Source organism: Campylobacter sp. IFREMER_LSEM_CL2101, assembly GCF_025771825.1.
GTDB classification, from domain to species: domain Bacteria; phylum Campylobacterota; class Campylobacteria; order Campylobacterales; family Campylobacteraceae; genus Campylobacter_D; species Campylobacter_D lari_C.
The window spans coordinates 70,793-92,132 of sequence record NZ_JAKMQZ010000004.1 but is presented as its reverse complement, the minus strand read 5'-3'; the positions used below and the strand labels follow the sequence as shown (position 1 = coordinate 92,132).

Annotated in this window: 21 protein-coding genes; 11 read left to right on the top strand and 10 right to left on the bottom strand. The window is 29.4% G+C overall.

Annotated elements, in window-relative coordinates:
* The 3 genes from L8V88_RS03785 to L8V88_RS03775 form a co-directional block, all read right to left on the bottom strand.
* Positions 1-924, bottom strand: a complete 924-nt coding sequence (locus L8V88_RS03785; protein ID WP_263726882.1) for an AAA family ATPase — start codon at positions 922-924, stop codon at positions 1-3.
* A gap of 82 nt (positions 925-1,006) precedes the next feature.
* Positions 1,007-3,070 (bottom strand): DDE-type integrase/transposase/recombinase, encoded by a 2,064-nt coding sequence (locus tag L8V88_RS03780; RefSeq protein WP_263726880.1) that lies wholly within the window; start codon positions 3,068-3,070, stop codon positions 1,007-1,009.
* Position 3,071: 1 nt separating this feature from the next.
* A complete protein-coding gene (locus L8V88_RS03775) occupies positions 3,072-3,272 on the bottom strand; it encodes a Mu phage-associated protein (RefSeq protein WP_039663976.1) in 201 nt (66 codons plus the stop codon).
* A gap of 150 nt (positions 3,273-3,422) precedes the next feature.
* Here L8V88_RS03775 and L8V88_RS03770 point away from each other — a divergent pair, with 150 nt between their 5' ends.
* Positions 3,423-4,070 carry a S24 family peptidase gene (locus L8V88_RS03770; RefSeq protein WP_139452529.1) on the top strand — a complete coding sequence of 216 codons (648 nt, stop codon included), beginning with the start codon at positions 3,423-3,425 and terminating at the stop codon, positions 4,068-4,070.
* A 14-nt stretch (positions 4,071-4,084) separates the two neighbouring features.
* Complete coding sequence (locus L8V88_RS03765) at positions 4,085-4,828, top strand: hypothetical protein (protein ID WP_263726876.1); 744 nt, start codon at positions 4,085-4,087, stop codon at positions 4,826-4,828.
* A gap of 607 nt (positions 4,829-5,435) precedes the next feature.
* On the opposite strand, the gene L8V88_RS03760 is transcribed toward L8V88_RS03765, so the two are convergent.
* From L8V88_RS03760 to L8V88_RS03750, 3 genes are read right to left on the bottom strand one after another with little or no spacing between them, the layout of a single operon-like run.
* A complete protein-coding gene (locus L8V88_RS03760; protein WP_263726874.1) occupies positions 5,436-6,248 on the bottom strand; it encodes a YihY/virulence factor BrkB family protein in 813 nt (270 codons plus the stop codon).
* On the bottom strand, positions 6,248-7,630 hold the full coding sequence (locus tag L8V88_RS03755) for an FAD-linked oxidase C-terminal domain-containing protein (protein WP_263726872.1): 1,383 nt from the start codon (positions 7,628-7,630) through the stop codon (positions 6,248-6,250). Before L8V88_RS03755 ends, L8V88_RS03760 begins: the two co-directional genes overlap by 1 nt.
* Positions 7,630-8,340 carry a plasminogen-binding N-terminal domain-containing protein gene (locus L8V88_RS03750; protein ID WP_373274567.1) on the bottom strand — a complete coding sequence of 237 codons (711 nt, stop codon included), beginning with the start codon at positions 8,338-8,340 and terminating at the stop codon, positions 7,630-7,632. The genes L8V88_RS03755 and L8V88_RS03750 overlap by 1 nt, the downstream gene beginning before the upstream one ends.
* Before the next feature lie 126 nt (positions 8,341-8,466).
* Here L8V88_RS03750 and L8V88_RS03745 point away from each other — a divergent pair, with 126 nt between their 5' ends.
* Genes L8V88_RS03745 through tpx form a run of 3 tightly spaced genes read left to right on the top strand, consistent with a single transcriptional unit; the run spans position 8,467 to position 11,500 of the window.
* Complete coding sequence (locus tag L8V88_RS03745; RefSeq protein WP_263726870.1) at positions 8,467-9,624, top strand: peptidoglycan DD-metalloendopeptidase family protein; 1,158 nt, start codon at positions 8,467-8,469, stop codon at positions 9,622-9,624.
* A gap of 1 nt (position 9,625) precedes the next feature.
* Positions 9,626-10,969: a magnesium transporter gene (mgtE, locus tag L8V88_RS03740; protein ID WP_263723861.1), complete on the top strand. Its 1,344-nt coding sequence runs from the start codon at positions 9,626-9,628 to the stop codon at positions 10,967-10,969.
* A 12-nt stretch (positions 10,970-10,981) separates the two neighbouring features.
* Positions 10,982-11,500 carry a thiol peroxidase gene (gene tpx / locus L8V88_RS03735; RefSeq protein WP_263723860.1) on the top strand — a complete coding sequence of 173 codons (519 nt, stop codon included), beginning with the start codon at positions 10,982-10,984 and terminating at the stop codon, positions 11,498-11,500.
* Here tpx and L8V88_RS03730 read toward each other — a convergent pair.
* From L8V88_RS03730 to waaF, 4 genes are all read right to left on the bottom strand, one after another.
* Positions 11,497-12,882, bottom strand: coding sequence for a replicative DNA helicase (locus L8V88_RS03730; RefSeq protein WP_087699265.1), 1,386 nt, complete (start codon positions 12,880-12,882; stop codon positions 11,497-11,499). The genes tpx and L8V88_RS03730 overlap by 4 nt on opposite strands.
* A 12-nt stretch (positions 12,883-12,894) precedes the next feature.
* Positions 12,895-13,797 carry a cysteine synthase A gene (gene cysK, locus L8V88_RS03725; protein ID WP_263726869.1) on the bottom strand — a complete coding sequence of 301 codons (903 nt, stop codon included), beginning with the start codon at positions 13,795-13,797 and terminating at the stop codon, positions 12,895-12,897.
* Positions 13,798-13,892: 95 nt separating this feature from the next.
* Complete coding sequence (locus L8V88_RS03720) at positions 13,893-14,195, bottom strand: HU family DNA-binding protein (protein WP_039619003.1); 303 nt, start codon at positions 14,193-14,195, stop codon at positions 13,893-13,895.
* Positions 14,196-14,287: 92 nt separating this feature from the next.
* Positions 14,288-15,202 carry a lipopolysaccharide heptosyltransferase II gene (gene waaF / locus L8V88_RS03715; protein ID WP_263726867.1) on the bottom strand — a complete coding sequence of 305 codons (915 nt, stop codon included), beginning with the start codon at positions 15,200-15,202 and terminating at the stop codon, positions 14,288-14,290.
* A gap of 52 nt (positions 15,203-15,254) precedes the next feature.
* Between waaF and L8V88_RS03710 the strand changes: the two genes are divergently transcribed.
* From L8V88_RS03710 to L8V88_RS03685, 6 genes are read left to right on the top strand one after another with little or no spacing between them, the layout of a single operon-like run.
* Positions 15,255-16,067 carry a glycosyltransferase family 2 protein gene (locus L8V88_RS03710; protein WP_263726866.1) on the top strand — a complete coding sequence of 271 codons (813 nt, stop codon included), beginning with the start codon at positions 15,255-15,257 and terminating at the stop codon, positions 16,065-16,067.
* Positions 16,060-17,427 carry a mannose-1-phosphate guanylyltransferase/mannose-6-phosphate isomerase gene (locus L8V88_RS03705; RefSeq protein WP_263726865.1) on the top strand — a complete coding sequence of 456 codons (1,368 nt, stop codon included), beginning with the start codon at positions 16,060-16,062 and terminating at the stop codon, positions 17,425-17,427. The genes L8V88_RS03710 and L8V88_RS03705 overlap by 8 nt, the downstream gene beginning before the upstream one ends.
* On the top strand, positions 17,428-18,567 hold the full coding sequence (gene gmd / locus L8V88_RS03700; protein WP_263726864.1) for a GDP-mannose 4,6-dehydratase: 1,140 nt from the start codon (positions 17,428-17,430) through the stop codon (positions 18,565-18,567).
* A gap of 8 nt (positions 18,568-18,575) precedes the next feature.
* Entirely contained in the window at positions 18,576-19,514 is a 939-nt protein-coding gene (locus tag L8V88_RS03695; RefSeq protein ID WP_263726862.1) for an FkbM family methyltransferase, read from the top strand.
* On the top strand, positions 19,507-20,562 hold the full coding sequence (locus tag L8V88_RS03690) for a GDP-L-fucose synthase family protein (protein ID WP_263726861.1): 1,056 nt from the start codon (positions 19,507-19,509) through the stop codon (positions 20,560-20,562). Before L8V88_RS03695 ends, L8V88_RS03690 begins: the two co-directional genes overlap by 8 nt.
* Entirely contained in the window at positions 20,543-21,331 is a 789-nt protein-coding gene (locus tag L8V88_RS03685; protein WP_263726859.1) for a sulfotransferase family protein, read from the top strand. The genes L8V88_RS03690 and L8V88_RS03685 overlap by 20 nt, the downstream gene beginning before the upstream one ends.
* The last annotated feature ends 9 nt before the right edge of the window (positions 21,332-21,340 follow it).

Below are 21,340 nucleotides of genomic sequence, written 5' to 3'. Positions count from 1 at the left end.
TTAGCCTAATAGTAAATATCCAGCTGCAGCTTCAATATGCTTTATTTCTATACTTTTACCATCAGCAAAATCACTAGCTCTTTTTAAAAGCTTTTCGCTTTTTCTAAAATTACCTCTAGCTAAATTAAAAACCAAATCTATTGCTTTTTTATCTCTTAAGGAAAAATAATCACAAAGAGCTTTTAAATCATCATTTTTTAAGCCCTCTTTGTTTTGATAGCAAAGTCCTTTTAATTCCCATTTTGCACCAATTCTAGAGCTAAGCTGTCCATATTCGTTATAATCATTTCTACCAACACCTGTAAGATTGTTTTTAAGTTTTTTAGTTCCTACTAAAATCAAAGCAGTGTTTGAAAAATCATATATGCGTCTTAAGCACTCAAGTGCTCTAAAAGGTAAGTGTTCACTCTCATCTATAATTAAAACTTTTGAAGTTCTTGATAACTCACTAGCTATGCCTCTAATCTTATCATCAAGTGAGCCTTTAAAACACACATTAAGTTTGTTTTCAAGACCGCTTAAAAGCATTCTTTTGCTAGTTTCAGTAGTAGCTTCAAACAAAACTACCCTTGTGCCATTTTTATTAGCATATTCTTTAATAGCTCGGCTTTTACCAGTTCCTGCTTCGCCTATGATAACTCCCATTTCACGATTACACATAGCATTTTCTATAGTTACATTAATTGCTTTTACATCTTTTGTAACTATAAAAGGTGTTTGTAGTTCTTTAATGCTCTTTTCTTCTACGAAGCTTTTTATATACTTTTCAAGCAATGGTTCTACTTTAGTAGCATATTTATAAGCTCTACCTTCTTTCATGTATCCAACCATATAGCTTTTATTAATACCTAAGCGATCAGCTAAGTTGTTTTGAGAGATGTTTTGTGTATTTAAAAATCTCTTTGTTTGTTCAACTAAATCCATTTTTCATCCTTTTGTTTTTTTGCTAAGTTTTTAGATTTTAAAAACTCTTTAAAACTTGAATTAATCAAGCTTTAAACAATTTTTAACCAGCAAAATACTTTCTATCCATAAAAGCTTCCATGTCAAATTCGCTTTCATTATTTGTAGTTTCTTTTTTAGAGTTTAAAATAAGCTCATCAGCACTGGTATCATTTTTAATTTTTTCAAGTTTTCTTTGTGTTGCTAAATTTTCTTTAGCAAGTGATTTTTGTTGTACTTCTTTAGCTTTTATAAGTGAGTTTTCAAAAGCAACTTGTAGATCTTGTAAGTCTTGTTTAATATTAAGTTTAGTAAAGGCCGCAATTTCATCTTTTTTAAGCACTTCTTTGATGGCTTTAACTTCGCTTTCATAGCCTTTTTTAAGTATTTTAAAGCTTTCTTTGCTAAGTTTGGCGATACTTTCATCAAGTGCTAAGCAAATAAAATTTCCCATCATATCATAGATAAAAAGCTCTTTGATATTATCGATATTTTGTACACATTTAACCTTTGTTCCAACACTTGGCATTAAGGCACTTTTATAAACTCTACCTTCAAAGTTAATACCTTTTTTGCCAACAACTCTAAGTTCCTTATTACCTGCATTAAATAAAAATTCTTCATAAGATATTTTTACTATAGCTCTATCACATGAGTTCCAAAGTTCAAGTGGTGTTTTAACGCCTTTTTTACGACGTACTTTAGACATATTCCATTTAATTACTTCAGCTTCTAAAAATTCACAAGCCTCATTAAAGGTATGAAGTAGTTTTTGATTAGTCTTTTTAGTAAAACCGTATTCATCTTTAGCATGTCGTTCTTTTTTAGGAGTTTTTTGCTCAATAGCTTCTCTTTTAGCTAAATTTGATCCTATTGCTCCATGAAATAAAGAAATACCAGCATGCTGAAGTGTTCCAAATCTTCTTTCAACTAAAGCCTTTTGTTCTCCCGCATAAGCAATAGCTGCATCGTAAGTTATATTAAGACCATCAAGTAAGCTTTGAAAATCTTTTGAAAGATAATCTTTACCATTATCCCCTTTAATCATATCAGGCTTACCAAACTTATCTATAGCTTTCCATAAAAGGCGTATTAAGCTTAAAGAATTAGATTTTTTTACTAAAGTAGCTACTCCCATACCACTAAAGACATCAACGACACTTAAAATATGAGGGCGGAAAGGCTCGAAAGTTTCATCATCTCTAACTATAAAATCAGCTGGAGAGCTATCGATTTGCCAACACATATTTTTCATATCATAAAGCTCTCTTTGATTGCCAAGTGCAGGTAAAAACTTACTTTTTGCTTTATCTAAACCCTGAGTGATAATACAATGTTCTAATGGTTTATCTTTATAGTAGTTTTTAATAAAGTTTTGCAAGGTTTTTACACTAAAAAGCGGTTTTACCTCTCCTAAATCAAAACCTATAAAGTCATAGTTTTCTTTTTGTGCTGCCTCTTTGTGAATTTTCCACCAAAGCTCAGTGAAATTAAAGCCACCTGCTGCAAAGGAGCGATACTCTCTTAAAGCATACTCTTGTATCCAAGCACTAAGCTTGGTTTTATCCTTGCGATGAAGTCCGCGAGTGTCGATAAGACCTAGAATGCCATGAGCTTTGAAGGATTGTTGCCATTTCATAAAAATATCTTTTTTAATATTTAATATTTCTAAGGCTCTTTTTTGTTTTAAACCACCTTCAATATATTTTTCCACTTGCTTAAGTAGTTTTACTTTGCTTCTCGCATCTTCTTTAAGCTTATCACTTAAATTTTCAAATTTTAAATTTAAAACAGCCAAATCATTGTCTATTTTTGGCTCTGTTAAATTTAAATTTTTCTCTTCAATAATGCAATTTGTATTATTTTCACTTATAATCCCACTCAATTTAACTTCTTGCATTTTTTCATCATAAATTAAAGTATTTTTACTGATTAATTCTTGGTTAAAGGCGGTTAAAATCTGCTCTTTACTTATTTTAAATAGTAGTTTTTTGCCACCTCTGCCACCATTAGCATTATCTACTTTTAACCATTTGTATTTATTTGATTTTCTAGTTACTGCAAGTCTTAAGGCGCCTTCACTTACATTAAAAACCTGTGAAGCTTCTTTGGTTTCTAAGAAATACATTTTACTTTAAACCTTGTGGAAGCTCGTTAATAATACCAAGCTCTAATAGTTTTTCAAATACAACTTTTGTACTACCTTTAGTATTTCTTTGACCTGTAATTTCGCCTTTAATAACTCTATGTAAAATATCATAACTGATATTATGTGTTCTAGCAAAGGCTTTTACATTAATAGCGTTGTTTTCAAAATATGCTTTAATCATATTTTTCCTTTAATACTTCAATTTTAATTGAAGTTTATTTTTGATTGTGATAAAATTTCAATTTTAATTGAAGTATTATACTATTAAAAGTTAGTATAAGTCAAGAAAAAAACTAATTTTTAATAGTATTTTTATCGAGGTTGTAATTTTATGGAAGTTTCAAATATACTACAAAAAATGTTCGAAGCAATAGGTGTTAAAAATAAAAATCAACTAGCAAAGTATCTAAATATAGAAAATAGCTTTATAGCTGGCTGGGAGAAGAGAGGTAAAATTCCTGAAAAATATATTTATAAAATTTCTCAAGATAGCAATTTACCATATGAATATTTTTTAAATAATACTAATAAAAATGAGTATAATACTAACAAATGCAACCAAAGTGCCACTTTTTACTCTATACCAAAACTTAATATTTCAGCTTCTGCTGGTGGTGGCAATGAATTAATAGGATTAGAAGAATATGAAACTGGTGAAATGCTAGAGCTTAGTAAAGCTTTTTTTAAAACAACACCAAAGAATTTAAAAGCTATTAAAGTTGATGGATATTCTATGGTCCCGATGCTTCTACCTGATAGCTGGGTAGTATTTGAAGAAACACATGAGTATCAAGGAGATGGATTATATATTTTAAATTTTGATAATCAACTTATGGTCAAGCTTTTGCAATTAAATCCAATAAGTAAAATTTTGGATATTATTAGTGTTAATAAGGATTACAAAAGCTACAGCATAGACCTAAAAGACTCACAAATTGAGTTAATTATACAAGGCAAGGTTCTGCGTTCTATTATATAGTTTAAGGATTTAAAATGAATGTTGTATTATTAATATTAATAATTATTTTTATTATTCTTTTATGTAATTATTTATATAGAAGAATAAAAGGAATGCCAGATAAATCACTGAAAGAAACTTGGAGTGATCTTAAACTTGAATGGTATAAATACAAGCAAGAAAGTAAAGAAGATTGGGATAAGTATAAGCAAAAATGTAAAAAAATTGATGAAGAATATAGACAAAAAACACAAACAATAAATGAGGAATTTGCAAAGAAAAAAGAACAAAAAGACTTAGTAAAAATAGAAGACTCTTATAAAGAAATATATGAAGAATATAAAAACTTTTCTATAGATGAACGAGGCAAATTTTTACATAATTTGCTTTTAAACGATCAAGATGAATATGTAGAAGTGTTAAGATTTATTCAAATCGCAGAAGAAAGCGTTGATATAGCTTTAAAATCAAAAAATAAAGATGTTGCAGAAAGCAGAAGAAAACTTGCATTAGAAATGGAACAAAAAATACAAGAAAGACATCCTAAAGCTTATGGTTTAATTGCTGGTATCATTCAGTTTTTAAAAGATAATTATGATGTAAGTCTTTTTGAAAATCAATGTATTAAGTATTATGAAGACGCTAAGAAACTAAAAACCATTAAATCTAGGCAAAAAAGAATTGATTGTATAAATGATTTAATAAAAGAAGCTGAAATAAATCCTAAAATTGATAAAAAAATTATTGATTTTTGGAAAAATAAAGTAAAAGAAATATAATAATTACATTTTAAGTTTAAGCTTTGTGGAAAATTAAAATTACACCAAAAAGTGTATTTTTATTTTTCTAAGGTGTATTTTTATTTTTCCGCCGACACCTTCTTATGCAAGAGCTTTACTAATGAGTCTTTTTGCTTTTTATTTATTTAGTAAAAATATTAAAATACTCAGTTTTAAATTTTTATTTTTAAGTATAGTATTTTGCATTAGCATTTTTCCAAAACTTCTTTTTAGCGTCGGGTTTTTATTTTCTATTTTAGGAGTTTTTTATATTTATTTATATCTTCATCATTTTAAAGATCAATTTTCAAATTTTACTCATGTTTTTTTGCTAAATATCTGGACTTTTTTAGCAATGATTATCCCTGTATTATACTTTTTTCCTCTACTTAGCTTTCAGCAATTTTTAGCCATACCTTTAAGTTTAGCCTTTATAATATTTTATCCTTTGGTTTTAATCTTGCATACTTTCTCTTATGGAAATTTATTAGATTTATATTTAATGCATTTTTTTGAGTTTAAAATGCATGCGATTAATCTATCAATACCTTTTGTGTTTTATTGTATTTATTTAATTTTATCTTTAATCGCTATATTTAATAAATACTTAGCTCTTTTTATAATTTCTCTTGGGCTTATTCCCTTTATTTTCTTGATTTAAAAGCAAATAAGCCTTTAAGCCCAAAAGATAAATAATCCAAGATATATAAATCCACAAAAAGAAAAATAATATTACAGAAAAAGAACCATATACATTTAAATAAGTTTTATTATATACAGCATAATACACAAAAATCATCTTAGAAATATACCAAATTACAGAAGCGCCAAAAGAACTGATAAGTAAGGTTTTTAAATCACCTTTTTTGCTTACTGAACTTGAATAAGATACAAAAAATAAAGCCCATACAATCACATAGGGCAAAATCTCAAAAAAATTTAAAGCAATATTAAAATCATCTAAGGTTTTTTGTATAAAACCTGAAATATAAAAACTCACCCCAAGTCCAAGTGGAGTTAAAGTTGCCAAAGTCCAATAAGAACTTATACTGTGCCAAAGACTTTTAGAATCTTCTTCTAAAAGCTTATTAATCACATAATCATAACCTGAAAAAAACGCCAAAGAAGTCAAAGCCATAGCAAAAAGCCCTATAAGTCCTAAATTTACGCTGTTTTTTAAAAATGTATTGATATATTGTATGATTAATTCTTGTTGAGTTGGGATTAAAAAAGTAAAAATTAAATTTTTAATTTTTTCTTGATACATTTCAAAACTTGGAATTTGAGTAAAAACCCAAAAACACAAAAACAAAAGTGGTATTAAAGACAAGATAGTATAAAAACTCAAAGCCGCAGCATAATTTAAAATTTCTTTATCTCTTAAAGCCAAAAGAATTTTAAAAAAGTTTTTAAAATTCATCAAAGTCCCATTTTGAAAGGATTGAGTATATTATTTGGATCAAATGCTTTTTTGATATTTCTCATTAAGTCCATTTCAGCTTCGCTAAAAGCAAGCTTCATAAAAGGAGCTTTTGAAATGCCTATACCATGTTCTCCACTTAAAGTCCCACCCAAAGAAACTGTAAGCTTAAACACCTCTTCCACGGCTTCATAGCCTTTTTTAACTAATTCAGGATTGTTTTTATCACTTACCATTACATTAGTATGCACATTGCCATCGCCAGTATGACCAAAACAAGGGATTTTAAAACCATATTTTTTAGAAATTTCAGCTATGCCTTTTAAAAGCTCAGGTAGTTTTGAACGTGGTACTGTAATATCTTCATTAAGCTTTAAATTTCCATACATTGCTATACTTTGAGAGCAATTTCTTCTAGCAAACCAAATATTAGCTGCTTCTTGCTCATCTTTTGCTATTTTAAACTCTCTTACACCAGATTCATAAAAACTCTCTTGCAAGATTTTCAAATCCGCTTCCAAAGCCTCTTTCACATTACCATCTACATCAGCGATTAAAATCGCACCCGCATCTATAGGCAAGCCTTTTTGGAATTTTTGCTCTAATGCTTGTATGCTTAATTGATCTAAAAATTCCATAGATACAGGAGTTACACCTTTAGCTAAAGTTTTATAAACTGCATTCATCGCTTCATCAATGCTATTAAAAATCCCCATAGCTGTCTTTTTAAACTTTGGTAAAGCAACTAGTTTTAAAGTAATCTCGCTAAGTACAGCCAAAGATCCCTCACTTGCTATTAAAATTCCAGCTAGATTATAACCCGCTACATCTTTTATGGTTCTTTTACCTGCTCTAATAATTTCTCCATTAGGTAAAACTGCTCTTAAGGCCATTACATAATCTTTAGTTATACCATACTTAGCAGCCCTCATACCCCCTGCATTTTCGCTTACATTTCCCCCTAAAGAAGAATACTCCATACTAGCAGGATCAGGTGGATAAAATAAACCATATTCTTTTACTTTTTCTTGCAAAGCCATATTTATCACACCAGGCTGTACCACTGCGACTAAATTTTCAAGATCAATTTCTAAAATTTTATTCATATGTTTTTCAAAGCTTAACACCACTCCACCGTTAACAGCTAAGCTTCCACCGGTAAATCCACTGCCTGAGCCCCTAGGAATAACGATGATTTTATTTTCATTGCAATATTTTAGAATTTGACTAATATCATTTTCATCTCTTGGAAAAAGCACCCCATCAGGCAAATAATGCTTTTTAGTAGCATCATAACTATACGCTCTTTTATGGATAGGATCAAAATGCGCATTTTCAACCCCTAAAAGATCTTGAAAGAATTTTTGATGAATTTCTTGCATTATTTTTCTCTAGTTAAACTAATTAATTTTTCATAATATACATAATAATTTCCAATAGCCTCATCATTTAAGCTAAAAATATCACTTTTATAACCTGTAATTCTTGAATAAAATGGAATTTGCAAACTTTGAGCTTGCGGTATGGCAAATTCTTCAATCTTGCCAAAGTCTTGACAATCAACTATCTCAGCTTTATTTTCTAAAGCTACCACTAAAAGCCCAACAGCATTTTTTGAACAAAAAGATCTAAAATCTGATCTTCTTGGGGTTTGGCGGTATTCTTGTATCATATGAGCACCAAATAAATCAGGGTGTAAAAAATAAATTCCATTTAATTTTTGCGCTATAAAATCATACACACTTTTATCAGGAGCTACAATCAAAGCTCTATCGTATAAATAATTTAAAACTATTTTATCGCCTACTTGTGGCAATACATTTGGCAAAGGCATAGCATCTTGAGCTAACATATCAAAAACTTTAAATTGTAATTTAACTAAGCCATTTTCACGTCCTATCACACTAGCTCTTGCAATAATAGATTTTTGTGTATCAATTTCATGTACAACTATACCACTTGAGTGCAATAAAATTCTAGGATCATCTTTTATATAACCATAAATATCATCTACTTTTTCAAGTTTTGTTTGTATTAAATCAAAATTTTTAGCTTGCAAAAATGCTAAAAAACAGCAAAGCATTAAGATAATTCTTGACAATTTATACTCCTTAAAAAGTGTAAAAAATAAATTATATTGTTTTTTCCTTACAAAATTGTAAGAAAAATTAAGTAAAATACAAATTTATGTTTAAATTTTAGAAGGCTTTAGATTATCATGAAAAAAATTTTCATATCTTTACTTATATCCATAAAACTTTTTGCTATTTCAAGTGTTGAAGAACTTTCTTGGGAAAATGGCAAAACCTTACTTGATTTTTTACAAGATCATTCTATACCACTTAATTTATATTATAATCTTGACACCGAAGATAAAGAACTAAGCGCAGAAATCACAAGTGGTGTTAAATACCAAATGCTAAAAGATGAGCAAGGTGAGCTTGAACAAGTTTTAATCCCAATTAGTGATGATTTACAAATTCATATTTACAAAAATAATGAAAACAAATTTGTATTGAGTTTTACCCCTATTTCTTACACTAAAGAAAAAAGAACTATTCGCGTAGCTATTAATAACTCAGCTTATCAAGATGTTTATGATGAAAGTGGCAGTGTAACCTTAGCAAGAGCTATGGTGAGAGCTTTTAAAAATAGTGTTAATTTTAAAAATGTCAGAAAAGGCGATAGTGTAGTATTAATTTATGAGCAAAAAAGAAGACTAGGAAGACTTTTTGGCGACATCAACATCCAAGCAGCTTTAGCTAACATTAGAGGTAAAGAATATTCTGTGTTTTTATATAAAGATTCTTATTACAATGCTCAAGGAAAAGAGCTTGAAAATTTCTTTTTAACCAAACCTGTTAAATACACAAGAATTTCAGATCGCTTTACTAGGGCAAGATATCATCCCATCTTAAAACGCTATAGAGCGCATTTAGGTATTGACTATGCGGCTCCAACAGGTACTCCGGTTAAGAGCGCAGGAGATGGAACGATTAGTTTTGTTGGGACAAAAGGTGGTTATGGTAAGGTTGTACAAGTAAAACATGTATCAGGCTATATGACTTTATATGCTCATCTTAGCCGTTTTGCAAAAATCAAACGCGGTCAAAAAGTTAAACAAGGCCAAGTGATTGCTTATGTAGGTTCTACTGGTATGAGTACTGGGCCACATTTGCATTTTGGACTTTATCTAAATAACAAAGCAATTAATCCTGAAACCATAGTAAAAATTCCAAAATCAAGCCTAAGCGGTAAAAACAAAGAAGAATTTTTAAAAATGGCAAAAGAGTATGAAAATCGCTTGCAAAGCATTGATGAAAACTATAAAAATCCACCAAAAGAACAAAATATAGAAAATTCTATGGAGCTTTGAGATGATGAATGATTTTTTAGAAGCACAAGAACTTTTAAAAAATATTTCCAAAGATCAAAGCACCTATGAAACCAATGAAGCCCTAAAGACTATCAAAAGATATAACGAAGAGCTTTATTTGCAAACTCTTAAATCTTTTGATACTTATACACTTGCAAATGTAGCTACTATAACGCCTGAACATATCTTAGAAGATATTTTAGAACACTTAAGTATTATAAAGATTGCAAAAGCGGTAGAAGAGCTTGAAAGTGATGACGCAACAGATTTGATTAAACGTTTTGAAGAGCTAAATCCACAAAAAACTTTAGCTATTTTAAACCGCTTAAGTTCAGAAGACAAAGAAGAAATTTTACGCCTTAAAAATTATGATGAAAATACTGCGGGTGCTTATATGCAAACAGAAATTTTCACAGCTTCTATTGATGAGAGTATAGAAAAGGCTATTAAAAGATATAGAATTTTAAAACACTCAGGACAAGTGGATCAAATTTTTCAAGTTTATATCATAGATAATCAAGGAAAGCTTTGTAATGCTATCAACTTAAGTGATCTTTTGATTTGGGATTTTAAACTAAGTTTTGCAGATATTATTAAAAATAATAGCGAAAAATATAAATGTTATAGCATTAAAGATCATGAAGATATACAAAAGGCTATTGATATAGTAGAAGATTATGATTTGAGTGTTTTAGCGGTTGTAAGTGATGATGGAGTGCTTTTAGGTAGAATTACCTATGATGATATCCATGATTTAATCCAAGAAAATGCAACAGAACAAATTTATAACTTAGCCGGAGTTGATGAAGACGCCGAAGAAGAAAGCGCTTTTAAAGCAGCTAAAGCTAGAGCTTTTTGGCTTATGATCAATCTTACCACCTCATTAATCTCAGCTAATATAATTAGCCTTTTTTCAGGCGAAATAGAACAACTTGTAGCCCTAGCAGTACTTATGCCTATCGTAGCTTCTATGGGAGGCAATACAGGCTCACAAGCTTTAGCAGTAACAGTTAGAAAACTTTCACTCAATGAAGTAGAATTTAAAGACGCTAAAAAAGTTATATTAAGAGAAAGTGGAATTTCTTTATTAAATGGGCTTATATTTGCTAGTATTATGAGCATTATAGCCTTTATATGGTTTAAAACAGCTCTTTTAGGACTTGTTATAGCCTTATCAATGCTAATTAATCTAGCCTTAGCCGGTTTTGTAGGTTCTTTTGTACCATTAACTTTGAAAAAATTTAAAATCGATCCTGCGGTAGGATCGAGTGTAGTGATTACTGCAATTACTGATGGTTTGGGATTTTTTAGTTTTTTACTTTTAGCAAAAATGATTTTATTATAAAAAAGGGAAATTATGTCAAGCATTATATATAAAGATCAAGAAATAGAACTTATAGGAGATGAGCTAGAAGTTGGCGATAATGCTCCAAAAATAACTCTAAGAACCAAAAACCTCGCCCCAGTAGAAATAGCACCACCAGGAAAAACTCAAATTTTACTAACTTTTCCTAGCTTAGACACCCAAGTATGCTCTAAACAGGCAAAAGAAACTAACAAAAGATTAGCTTCTATGAAAAATATTGAAGTTATTATTATTAGTATGGATTTACCTTTTGCTATGGATCGTTTTTGTGCTACTGAAGGGGTTGATGATATTATTGTAGCAAGTGATTTTGCTTTTAAAGATTTTGGCACTAATTATGGAGTTTTAATAGGCGATAGTGTGTTTGCAGGATTACTAGCAAGAGCAGCCTTTGTAGTCAAAGATGGAAAAATAGTGTATAAGCAACTCGTAGAAGAGCTAATGGGAAAAATTGATTTTAAGGATTTAGAGCTTTTTATGCATAAAAATTATGGTTACCCTTTGAATTAACCTTCAAAGTTTGTAACCACAAAATCTTCTTTTGGAGCTTCAATAAAGCATGATTTTTCTTTTAAAAAAAGCAAATCCACATGCCCTACAGGGCCATTTCTATTTTTACCTATAATGAGCTCAGCCTTTTCTTGCACAGGATTTGGCATAAATTTTCTCTCATAAGTTTTGCCTTCATTTTTGGCTTTATTTTCTCTTTCTTTTTCTTCTTGTTCTCTATAAACCTCATCTCTATATACAAATAAAATCGTATCTGCATCTTGTTCTATAGCGCCACTTTCTCTTAAATCACTGAGCATAGGACGCTTATTTGCCCTACTTTCTAATGAACGATTAAGCTGTGAGAGTGCCACTACTGGCATATTTAATTCTCTTGCTAAAAGCTTTAAGCCTCTTGAAATTTCACTCACTTGCAAATGCCTATCATTAAAAGCTGAATTACTCATCATAAGACCGATGTAATCAACTACGCAAAGCTCGATACTCTCATCTTGAGCCTTGATTTTGCGTAAAATCGAACGAATATCAGCTATACTAGCATAGCCACTATCGTAAATATAAAGATTTTTTTGCGCATATTCATTACAAGCATCACCCACCCTACTCCACTCATCATCGTTTAAATCTGCGATTAGAATTTTTTGCAAAGGAATGGAAGTTTTTGCACTGATTAATCTTTGCATGATTTGTGTAGCAGGCATTTCTAGTGAAAACATCACAACGCCTTTATTTTGTCTTAGTGTTTTTTCTATAAAATTAAGACAAATTGTAGTTTTTCCCATGCCAGGACGTGCAGCTATGATTACAAGATCACCAGGTTTAAAGCCTTTTGTCATTTTATTAAGCTCACTAAAGCCTGTATCAAGTCCTAAAATATCTTTGTTTTCAGCTTCTTTTTGCTTTTTAAACTCATCCATAAGCTCAGACATCACCATAGTCATATCTTTAATACTATTACTATTTACACGGTTGGTAAGATTAAAAATCTCTTTGCCTATTTCATCTGAAATTTGAGAAATGCTTTTATCTTCATTTACCCTTGTAGGTATAGTATAAGCAAAATTTAAAAGTTGGCGTCTAATGGATTTTTCTCTTAGCTCATATGCGTATTTACTCACATCTGCTATGGAAGTAGTAGCTAAAACTTCAGCTAAAATTTGCTCATCTACTTTTTTATGTTTTCTTATAAAACTTGCACTTATAGGCTCGCCTGCATTCACACAAGCTAAAATCGCTTTATAAATATCTTGATGAGCTTTGAGTGAAAAATCATTAATTTCAATATCTGAAGAAATACTAAAAAAAGAATCTTCGCTATATATACAAGAACTTAAAATCGCCCTTTCAAGATCTAAATCAAAATGCTCATTATTTTGACTCATACACACTCCTAATTATAAATTTGCAAATAAATCAGTTGACAAATATCTCTCTGCTGTATCATTTAGCATAGTCAAGACTTTTTTATTTGGATTTTCTAAAGCAATTTTTCTAGCCATATATACATTTGCTCCGCTTGAAATTCCTGCCATTATGCCGTTTTTACCAAGCTCTAAGGCTGTATTTATAGCATCTTCATTACTTACACAAACTACCTCATCTATGATTTTTTGATTTAAAATTTTAGGGATAAAATTTGCACCTATACCTTGAATTTTATGACTTGCAGCGGTATTTTGACTCAAAAGTGGCGAAGATGCGGGTTCTAAGGCTATGATTTTGATACTAGGATTGTGTTCTTTTAAAATTTCTCCTACCCCGCTAATAGTCCCACCTGTACCAAAACCTGCTAAAAAAATACCAAGATCAGGTAAAGCTTTTAAAATTTCTAAAGCAGTATTTTTTCTATGTGCGTTTTTGTTGTTGATATTTTCAAATTGACTTACCATAAACGAATTTGGAATTTCACTCAAAAGCTCATTAGCTCTATCAAGCGCTCCTTGCATACCTTTGCTTGCTTGAGTAAGCTCTAGCTTTGCACCAAAAAAACTCATCATTTTTCTACGCTCAACACTCATAGACTCAGGCATAGCTATGATAAGTTTAAGTTTTAAGCTTGCGCAAATCATTGCTAAAGCTATACCGGTATTTCCACTTGTAGCTTCTATAATGGTTGTTTCTTGATTGATTTTACCTTCATTTAAAGCTTGTTTTATCATCTCCACAGCCGCTCTATCTTTTATAGAATGACTTGGATTAAAATACTCGCATTTAGCGTAAAGATTTGGAGCAAATTCTTTTAAAGAAATAATCGGGGTATTACCTATACAATCTAAAATATTATTATAAACTGACATTGTCTTCCTTGTAACTTTTTAAAAACAATATCAAAAGAAAATTAATACTTAATTATGAAGAAAAACGCAAAAGTTGGAAACTTTTGCGCAAAGAATTATTTTTTAGCTTTTTTAGCAGTTTTAGCAGCAGCAACTGCGTCTTTAAGGTTTTTACCTACTTTAAATTTAGCAACTTTAGTAGCAGGTACTTTGATAGTAGCACCAGTGCTTGGTACTCTAGCTTCTCTAGCAGCTCTTTCAGCTACAGAAAATGTACCAAAACCAATAAAGCTAATGCTATCACCTTTAGCTAATACATCAGTAATAGTAGCGATTACTGCATCAGTAGCTGCAGTTGCATCTTTTTTAGTTAGCCCAGCAGTTTGAGCAACTTGAGAAATAAAATCTGCTTTAGTCATAAAAAGCTCCTTGATTAAAAATGATTGTTAAGTTTAACACATTTATCAAGCTTTTGCAAGAGGTTTAAACCCAAATCACAAAGAAAAATATGTTAAAAAAATGTTTTTGCTAAATTTATTACCACTTCAGGCTTTAAGTCTTTCATACATTTGTGGTGTTTCAAAGGACAGACCTTTTGCATACAAGGCATACAAGTTAAATTTAAATGTGCTATTTTAACATTTTCTTGCCAAGGCGAGGTTTGGCTGAATTTGGTCGAGCCAAAAACAGCCACCGTTTTTACCCCATAAGCTGCACCTATGTGCATAGGACCACTATCGTTTGTAATGAGTAAATCAAGCATAGAAATATTTTTACATAAAGTATAAATACTAGTTTTACCACAAAGATTTTTTACTTTTATGCCTTCTTTTAAAAGAAAATGCTCAATTTCATCACAAATTTCTCTCTCACTTTCTACTCCAAAGATTAAAATTTGATGAGTGGAGCTAAATTCTCTTGCTACCCTTGCAAAATAGCTTGCTTCCCATCTTTTCGCACTTCCAAAATGTGCACCTGCATTTATACCTAAAATTTTTTGAGTTGATTTTGCTTTTATAGGAAGCTTTAAAGCATTTGAAGTAGCTTTAAAATTTAAAGCTTTTTCTATGAAATTTAAGTATTTTAAGACTTGGTGTTCTTCTTTTAGAATATTTTTATCAAAATAAAATCTTTTTTTTGCTTTGATTAGATTTAAAATGATCTTGCTTGAAAATGCCGAGCGAAACGAAAAAGCTAGATCAAATTTACCAAGGTTTTTTCTAGCTTGTAAAATTTGCCTATATCTTTGCTTTTTATTTTCTACTAAAATTTGAGCATTTTCAAAATGTTTAAAAAGCTCTGTGCTCACAAAAGAACCATAAAAAGTAAATTTAGCTTGGGGGTGTTTTTCTTTTATAGCATAAATAGCCGCGCTAGCCATCACTGTATCGCCAAGCCAAGTGGGAAGATTGATAAAAATATTCATGATTTTCCTTAAAAATAAAAGCTATAATTATATCAAAAAATAAAGAGCTAAAATGAGTCAAATTTCTATCATATTACCAACCTATAATGTAGAAAAATATATAGCTAGAGCATTAGAAAGTTGTATTAACCAAACCTTTAAAGATATAGAAATCATTGTAGCAGATGATTGTGGAAGTGATAAAAGTATAAATATAGCTAAAGAATATGCTAGTAAAGATAATAGAATAAAAATCATACATAATGAAGAGAATTTAGGAACTTTTGCTAGTAGAAATATAGGTGTATTAAATTCAAGCTCACCCTGTATAATGTTTTTAGATCCTGATGATTATTTAGAGCTTAATGCTTGTGAAGTTGGGCTTGAAAAAATTAAAAATGTAGATATGGTAGTGTTTGATGCGTATGTACATAGAGTGAAATTTAAGAAATTTTACAGATTTAAACAAGATGAGCTTTTTAATAAAGATGAATTTTTGGAATTTTTACTTAAGCAAAAACATTTTTGTTGGAGTGTTTGGGCAAAAGTATATAGGAAAAATTTGATTTTAAAAAGTTTTAAATATGTTGATTTCAAAGAAAGACTTTGCTATGGAGAGGATGTGCTTTTTAATTATATAAATTTTATGTTGAGTGGAAGTTTTTTTATATCAAAAGAATGTATATACCGCTATGAATTTAACGAAAATGGTAGATATGAAAACAAAAATAAAGAAATTTTATGGCAAAATTACGAGCATAAAAAGCAAAGTTTAAAGCGCATTAAAAAATTAGCTAGTGTTTTTTCACATAAACATTTTAATGAAAAAATATTAGAAATCTTAGAGAAAGAAATTTTAGGGTTAGAGGGTAGAATAAATGACTAATATCCTTCTTTGCGGTGGTAGCGGCACAAGACTTTGGCCACTTAGTAGAACACTAATGCCAAAACAATTTTTAAAATTATTTGATAATAAATCTTTATTTGAGCTAACCCTACAAAGAAATTCCAAATTTTGCTCTAATACTTTAATAGTATGCAACGAAGAGCAGTATTTCCTAGCTCTTGATCTAATTTCAAACACAAGTAAAACTAGATTTATTTTAGAACCACTAGCAAAAAATACCGCAGCAGCTATTACTTTAGCTTGCTTATCTTTATCTAAGGAAGAAATAGTTTTAATTACACCAAGCGATCATCTAATCAAAAATGAAAAAGCATATCAAGAAGCAATAGCTAAAGCTATAGAATTTGCAAATAATAATTATCTTGTAACTTTTGGCATAAAGCCCGATAATCCACATACTGGATATGGCTATATTAAATCCAAAAATACTTATGATGTTGAAGCTTTTATAGAAAAACCAAATTTTAAAAAAGCTAAAGAATTTTTAGAAGATGGAAGTTATTTATGGAATTCTGGTATGTTTATGTTTAAAGTTGGTTTTTTCTTAGAGCAAATGCAAGCTTATTCAAAAGAAATATATGATTTTTGTTTAAAAGCGCATAAAAATGTTTTAAAGCAAAATGATTTTATTAAAATCAAATCAGAAGACATGGAGAAAATTCCGGAACTAAGTATAGATTATGCCTTGATGGAAAAATCAAACAAAGTAAAAGTGATACCTAGTAACATTTCTTGGAGTGATGTAGGAAGCTTTGAAAGCTTAGCTAAAGAGTTTAATAATGGCAATAATTATTCTAATGTTAATACTAAATTTTTAGATTCTAATAATATCTTTTGCTATGCAAGTGATAAAAAGAAATTTATAGCTACAATTGATCTTGATGATATATTTATCATAGATACTCAAGATGCACTTTTAATTAGCAAAAAATCATCCTCTCAAAAAGTAAAGCAAATTTATGAAGCTATTAAAGAAAATGAAAATCTAAGTAAAAATCATCTTTGCACGCATAGACCTTGGGGGAGTTTTACTATACTTGAAGATGAGAAAAACTACAAAATCAAACGCATAGAAGTTAAACCTGGCAAAAGACTTTCTTTACAAAAACATTTTCACAGAAATGAACATTGGATAGTCTTAAGTGGCACAGCAAGTGTAGAAATAGATGGGGTAAAAAATTTAGTAAGACCTAATGAATCAATCTATATAAAAATGGGACAGAAACATCGTTTAAGTAATTATGGCAAAATTCCTGTTGTAATTATAGAAGCTCAAGTGGGCGAATACACTGGTGAAGATGATATAGTAAGATTAGAAGATGATTATAAAAGGATATAAATGAAAAAAGTGGCGTTAATAACTGGAGTTACTGGACAAGATGGGGCATATTTGTCTGAATTTTTACTCAATAAAGGTTATGAAGTACATGGCATAAAAAGAAGATCTTCTTTATTTAACACAGATAGAATAGATCATTTATTTGAAGGTCATCATGGCAAAAAAAATGATTTTTATTTACACTATGGTGATATGACTGATTCTATGAATTTAACTAGAATAATAGCTGAGATTAAACCTGATGAGATTTATAATCTTGCCGCTATGAGTCATGTGCATGTTAGCTTTGAGACACCTGAATACACAGCAAATGCTGATGGTATAGGTACGCTTAGAATACTTGATGCAGTAAGATTTTTAAATCTAACTCAAAAAACTAAAATTTATCAAGCCTCTACTTCAGAGCTTTTTGGAAAAGTGCAAGAAACCCCACAAAGTGAAAAAACCCCATTTTATCCAAGAAGTCCTTATGCGGTAGCAAAAATGTATGCATATTGGATTACAGTAAATTATAGAGAAGCTTATAATATGTTTGCATGTAATGGAATTTTATTTAATCATGAAAGTCCTATTAGAGGTGAAACATTTGTAACTAGAAAAATCACCCGCGCGGCTGCAAAAATAGTCTTAAATTTAGATGATATACTTTATCTTGGTAATTTAGATGCTAAAAGGGATTGGGGTCATGCAAAAGATTATGTAAAAATGATGTGGATGATACTTCAACATAAAAAGGCCGATGATTGGGTTATAGCTACTGGAAAAACTACTACAGTAAGAGACTTTGTGAAGCTTGCCTTTGAATACTGTGGGATAAAATTAAATTTTAAAGGAAGCGGAGTGGATGAAGAAGGTTTTATAGAAGATTTTGACCAACAAAGAGCTAAAGAGCTTTCTTTAAATTTTAACCATCTTCAAAAAGGTCAAGTGGTAGTAAAAGTAAATCCTAGATATTTTAGACCTACTGAAGTTGATTTGCTTTTGGGCGATCCTTCTAAGGCTGAAAAAGAACTAGGCTGGAATAGAGAATATGATCTTAAAAATTTAGTTGATGATATGATGGAAAGTGATTTAAAACTTATGAATAAAGATGTCTATCTTAAGCAAGGTGGATATAAAATAATGAGATATTATGAATAGGAAATAAAATGCAAGATTTATTAAAAGAACTAAAACTAAATAACCAATTAAAATATCAATTATTAATGTCAAATATTATTTCAAATTTGGATTTTAAAAATCAAAAAGATAAAGAAATATTACTATTATTGCTACAAGATAGAGATAGAAATTTCATAAGAATTAACAACAACAAGCAGTGTTACGAAAATATTAAAGCATACTTAAAAGTTTTACAACCACTTGATATTCCACAAGAAGATCTAATTCGCATTGGTGGTCATACTGATGGTGGTTATATAATGTATAATAAAAACAATGAATTAAATAATCCTCTAAATAACAAAGCTATATCTTTAGGTGTTTCAGAATCTTCACCATGGGATTTAGATATGGCTGATAGAGGATTTAAAGTGATCGAATATGATGCTAGCATAAAGCAAAGTCCATATCAACATAAAAATATAACTTTTCATAAAAAATTTATAGGTATAAAAAATGAAGGTGAATACATAAATATTGAAAAAGTTATAAAAGATAATAACTTAAATAAAAAAGATATAAATATTCTCCAATGCGATATTGAAAATTCAGAATGGGATATGCTTAATAGTATAAATATAGGGCTATTTAACGATTATTTTAAACAAGTTATATTTGAATTTCACGGATGCAATCCTGAGGAACAAGTAGGTTTTGAAAAAAGAAAATCTCTCCTAGAAAAAATAAATCAATATTATTATCCTTTTCATGTGCACCTAAACAACCATGGAAAAATATTCTATTCTAATGGCTTATTTTTTAGTACTACTTTAGAAGTCAGCTATATAAGAAAAAAAGATTTAGATAAAACCGATATTAAATATAATTATAAAACAATTGGTATAACTAAATTAGACTATCCATCTTGGCCTTCAAATCCTGAAATTCCTTTAAAATTTGAGTTTGAAGTTAATAGCAATGAATAAAACATCCAAAATTTTCATAGCAGGTCATAAAGGTTTAGTTGGTTCAGCTATATTAAAAAATTTACAAGATAAAGGTTATAATAATTTAATTTATAAAGACAGAAAAGAACTTGATTTATTAAATCAACGAGCTGTGAAAGATTTTTTTGAAAAAGAAAACATAGAATATGTTTTTTTAGCAGCTGCAAAAGTAGGAGGCATATTAGCTAACAATACCTATAGAGCTGATTTTATTTATGAAAACCTTCAAATTCAAAACAATATCATTCATTATTCTTATCTAAATAAAGTAAAAAAATTGCTATTTTTAGGTTCTACTTGTATTTATCCAAAAAGTACACCTCAACCCATGGATGAAGAAGTGCTTTTAACTAGCGAATTAGAATACACCAATGAACCTTATGCTATAGCTAAAATAGCTGGTATGAAAATGTGCGAAAGTTACAATTTGCAATACAACACCAATTTTATCAGTGTAATGCCTACAAATTTATATGGAAAAAATGACAATTTTAACCTTGAAACATCCCATGTTTTACCTGCATTACTTAGAAAAATATATCTAGCTAAACTTTTAAGTGAAGATAATATGCAAGAAGTTTTAAAAGACTTAAATATACAAGATATCAATCAAGCTAAAAATTATTTAGAAAATTTTGGAATTTATAAAGATAAAGTTGAAATTTGGGGTAGTGGTCAAGCAAGAAGAGAATTTTTATATAATGAAGATATGGCCGATGCGTGTGTATTTATCATGGAAAATATAAATTTTAAAGATCTTATAAGCGATAAAAAAGAGATTAAAAATACCCATATAAACATAGGTACAGGAATAGATGTAAGCATAAAAGAGCTTGCATATCTTATAAAAGATATCGTAGGTTTTAAAGGGGAATTATATTTTAATACTCAAAAACCTGATGGAACTATGATAAAACTAACCAATCCTAGTAAACTTCATAAACTAGGATGGAAACACAAAACTTCTTTAGAAGAAGGGATTAAAAGTATGTTGGAGTGGTATAGAAATGAAAAAAATAAATATTAAAGATTTCCAAAAAAAATATAATTGTATTTTTATACACGTACCGAAAGCAGCGGGTACAAGTATTGAAAAAGCAATTTATGAAACAGATAAATGGCTTACTGGACACGCTAAAGCTAAAGATTACAACCAAGTTGAATTTCAAAAATTTTTTTCTTTTGGTTTTGTTCGTAATCCATATGATAGAATTGTATCTGCATTTCATTATCTAAAAAATGGCGGGGGAAGTGATATTGATGCACAATGGGCCAAAGAAAACCTTTCTTGTTATAAAAATTTCCATGATTTTGTATTAGATTTGAAAAATAAACAAATTCAAGAAAAAATTTTATCTTGGATGCATTTTGAGCCACAATATCGTTTTCTTTGTGATAACGAAAAGAATATTATGGTTAATTTTGTCGGAAAAGTAGAAAATATTCAAGAAGATTTTAATTATATCATAACAATGTTACAAATTAACAGAAAACTATCTCATGCAAATAAAAACACTCACTTACATTACACTAATTACTATACTCATGAAACATATAAAATCATTAGAGAATTATACAAAGATGATTTCGAACTATTTGATTACGACATTGAGGATAATAAAATATTACATATTAATGATAAAGATTTTATTGATTACTTAAAAAACAAAGTTCTACTCAAAAATGAAGTTATTTTAAAATATAGAAATACCTATTCACCTCAAAGACCATATTATAAATCTATTTTTAGCAATGTTAAAGATTTATTTATTTCATTTAAAAAATATTTAAAATAATAGGAGAAT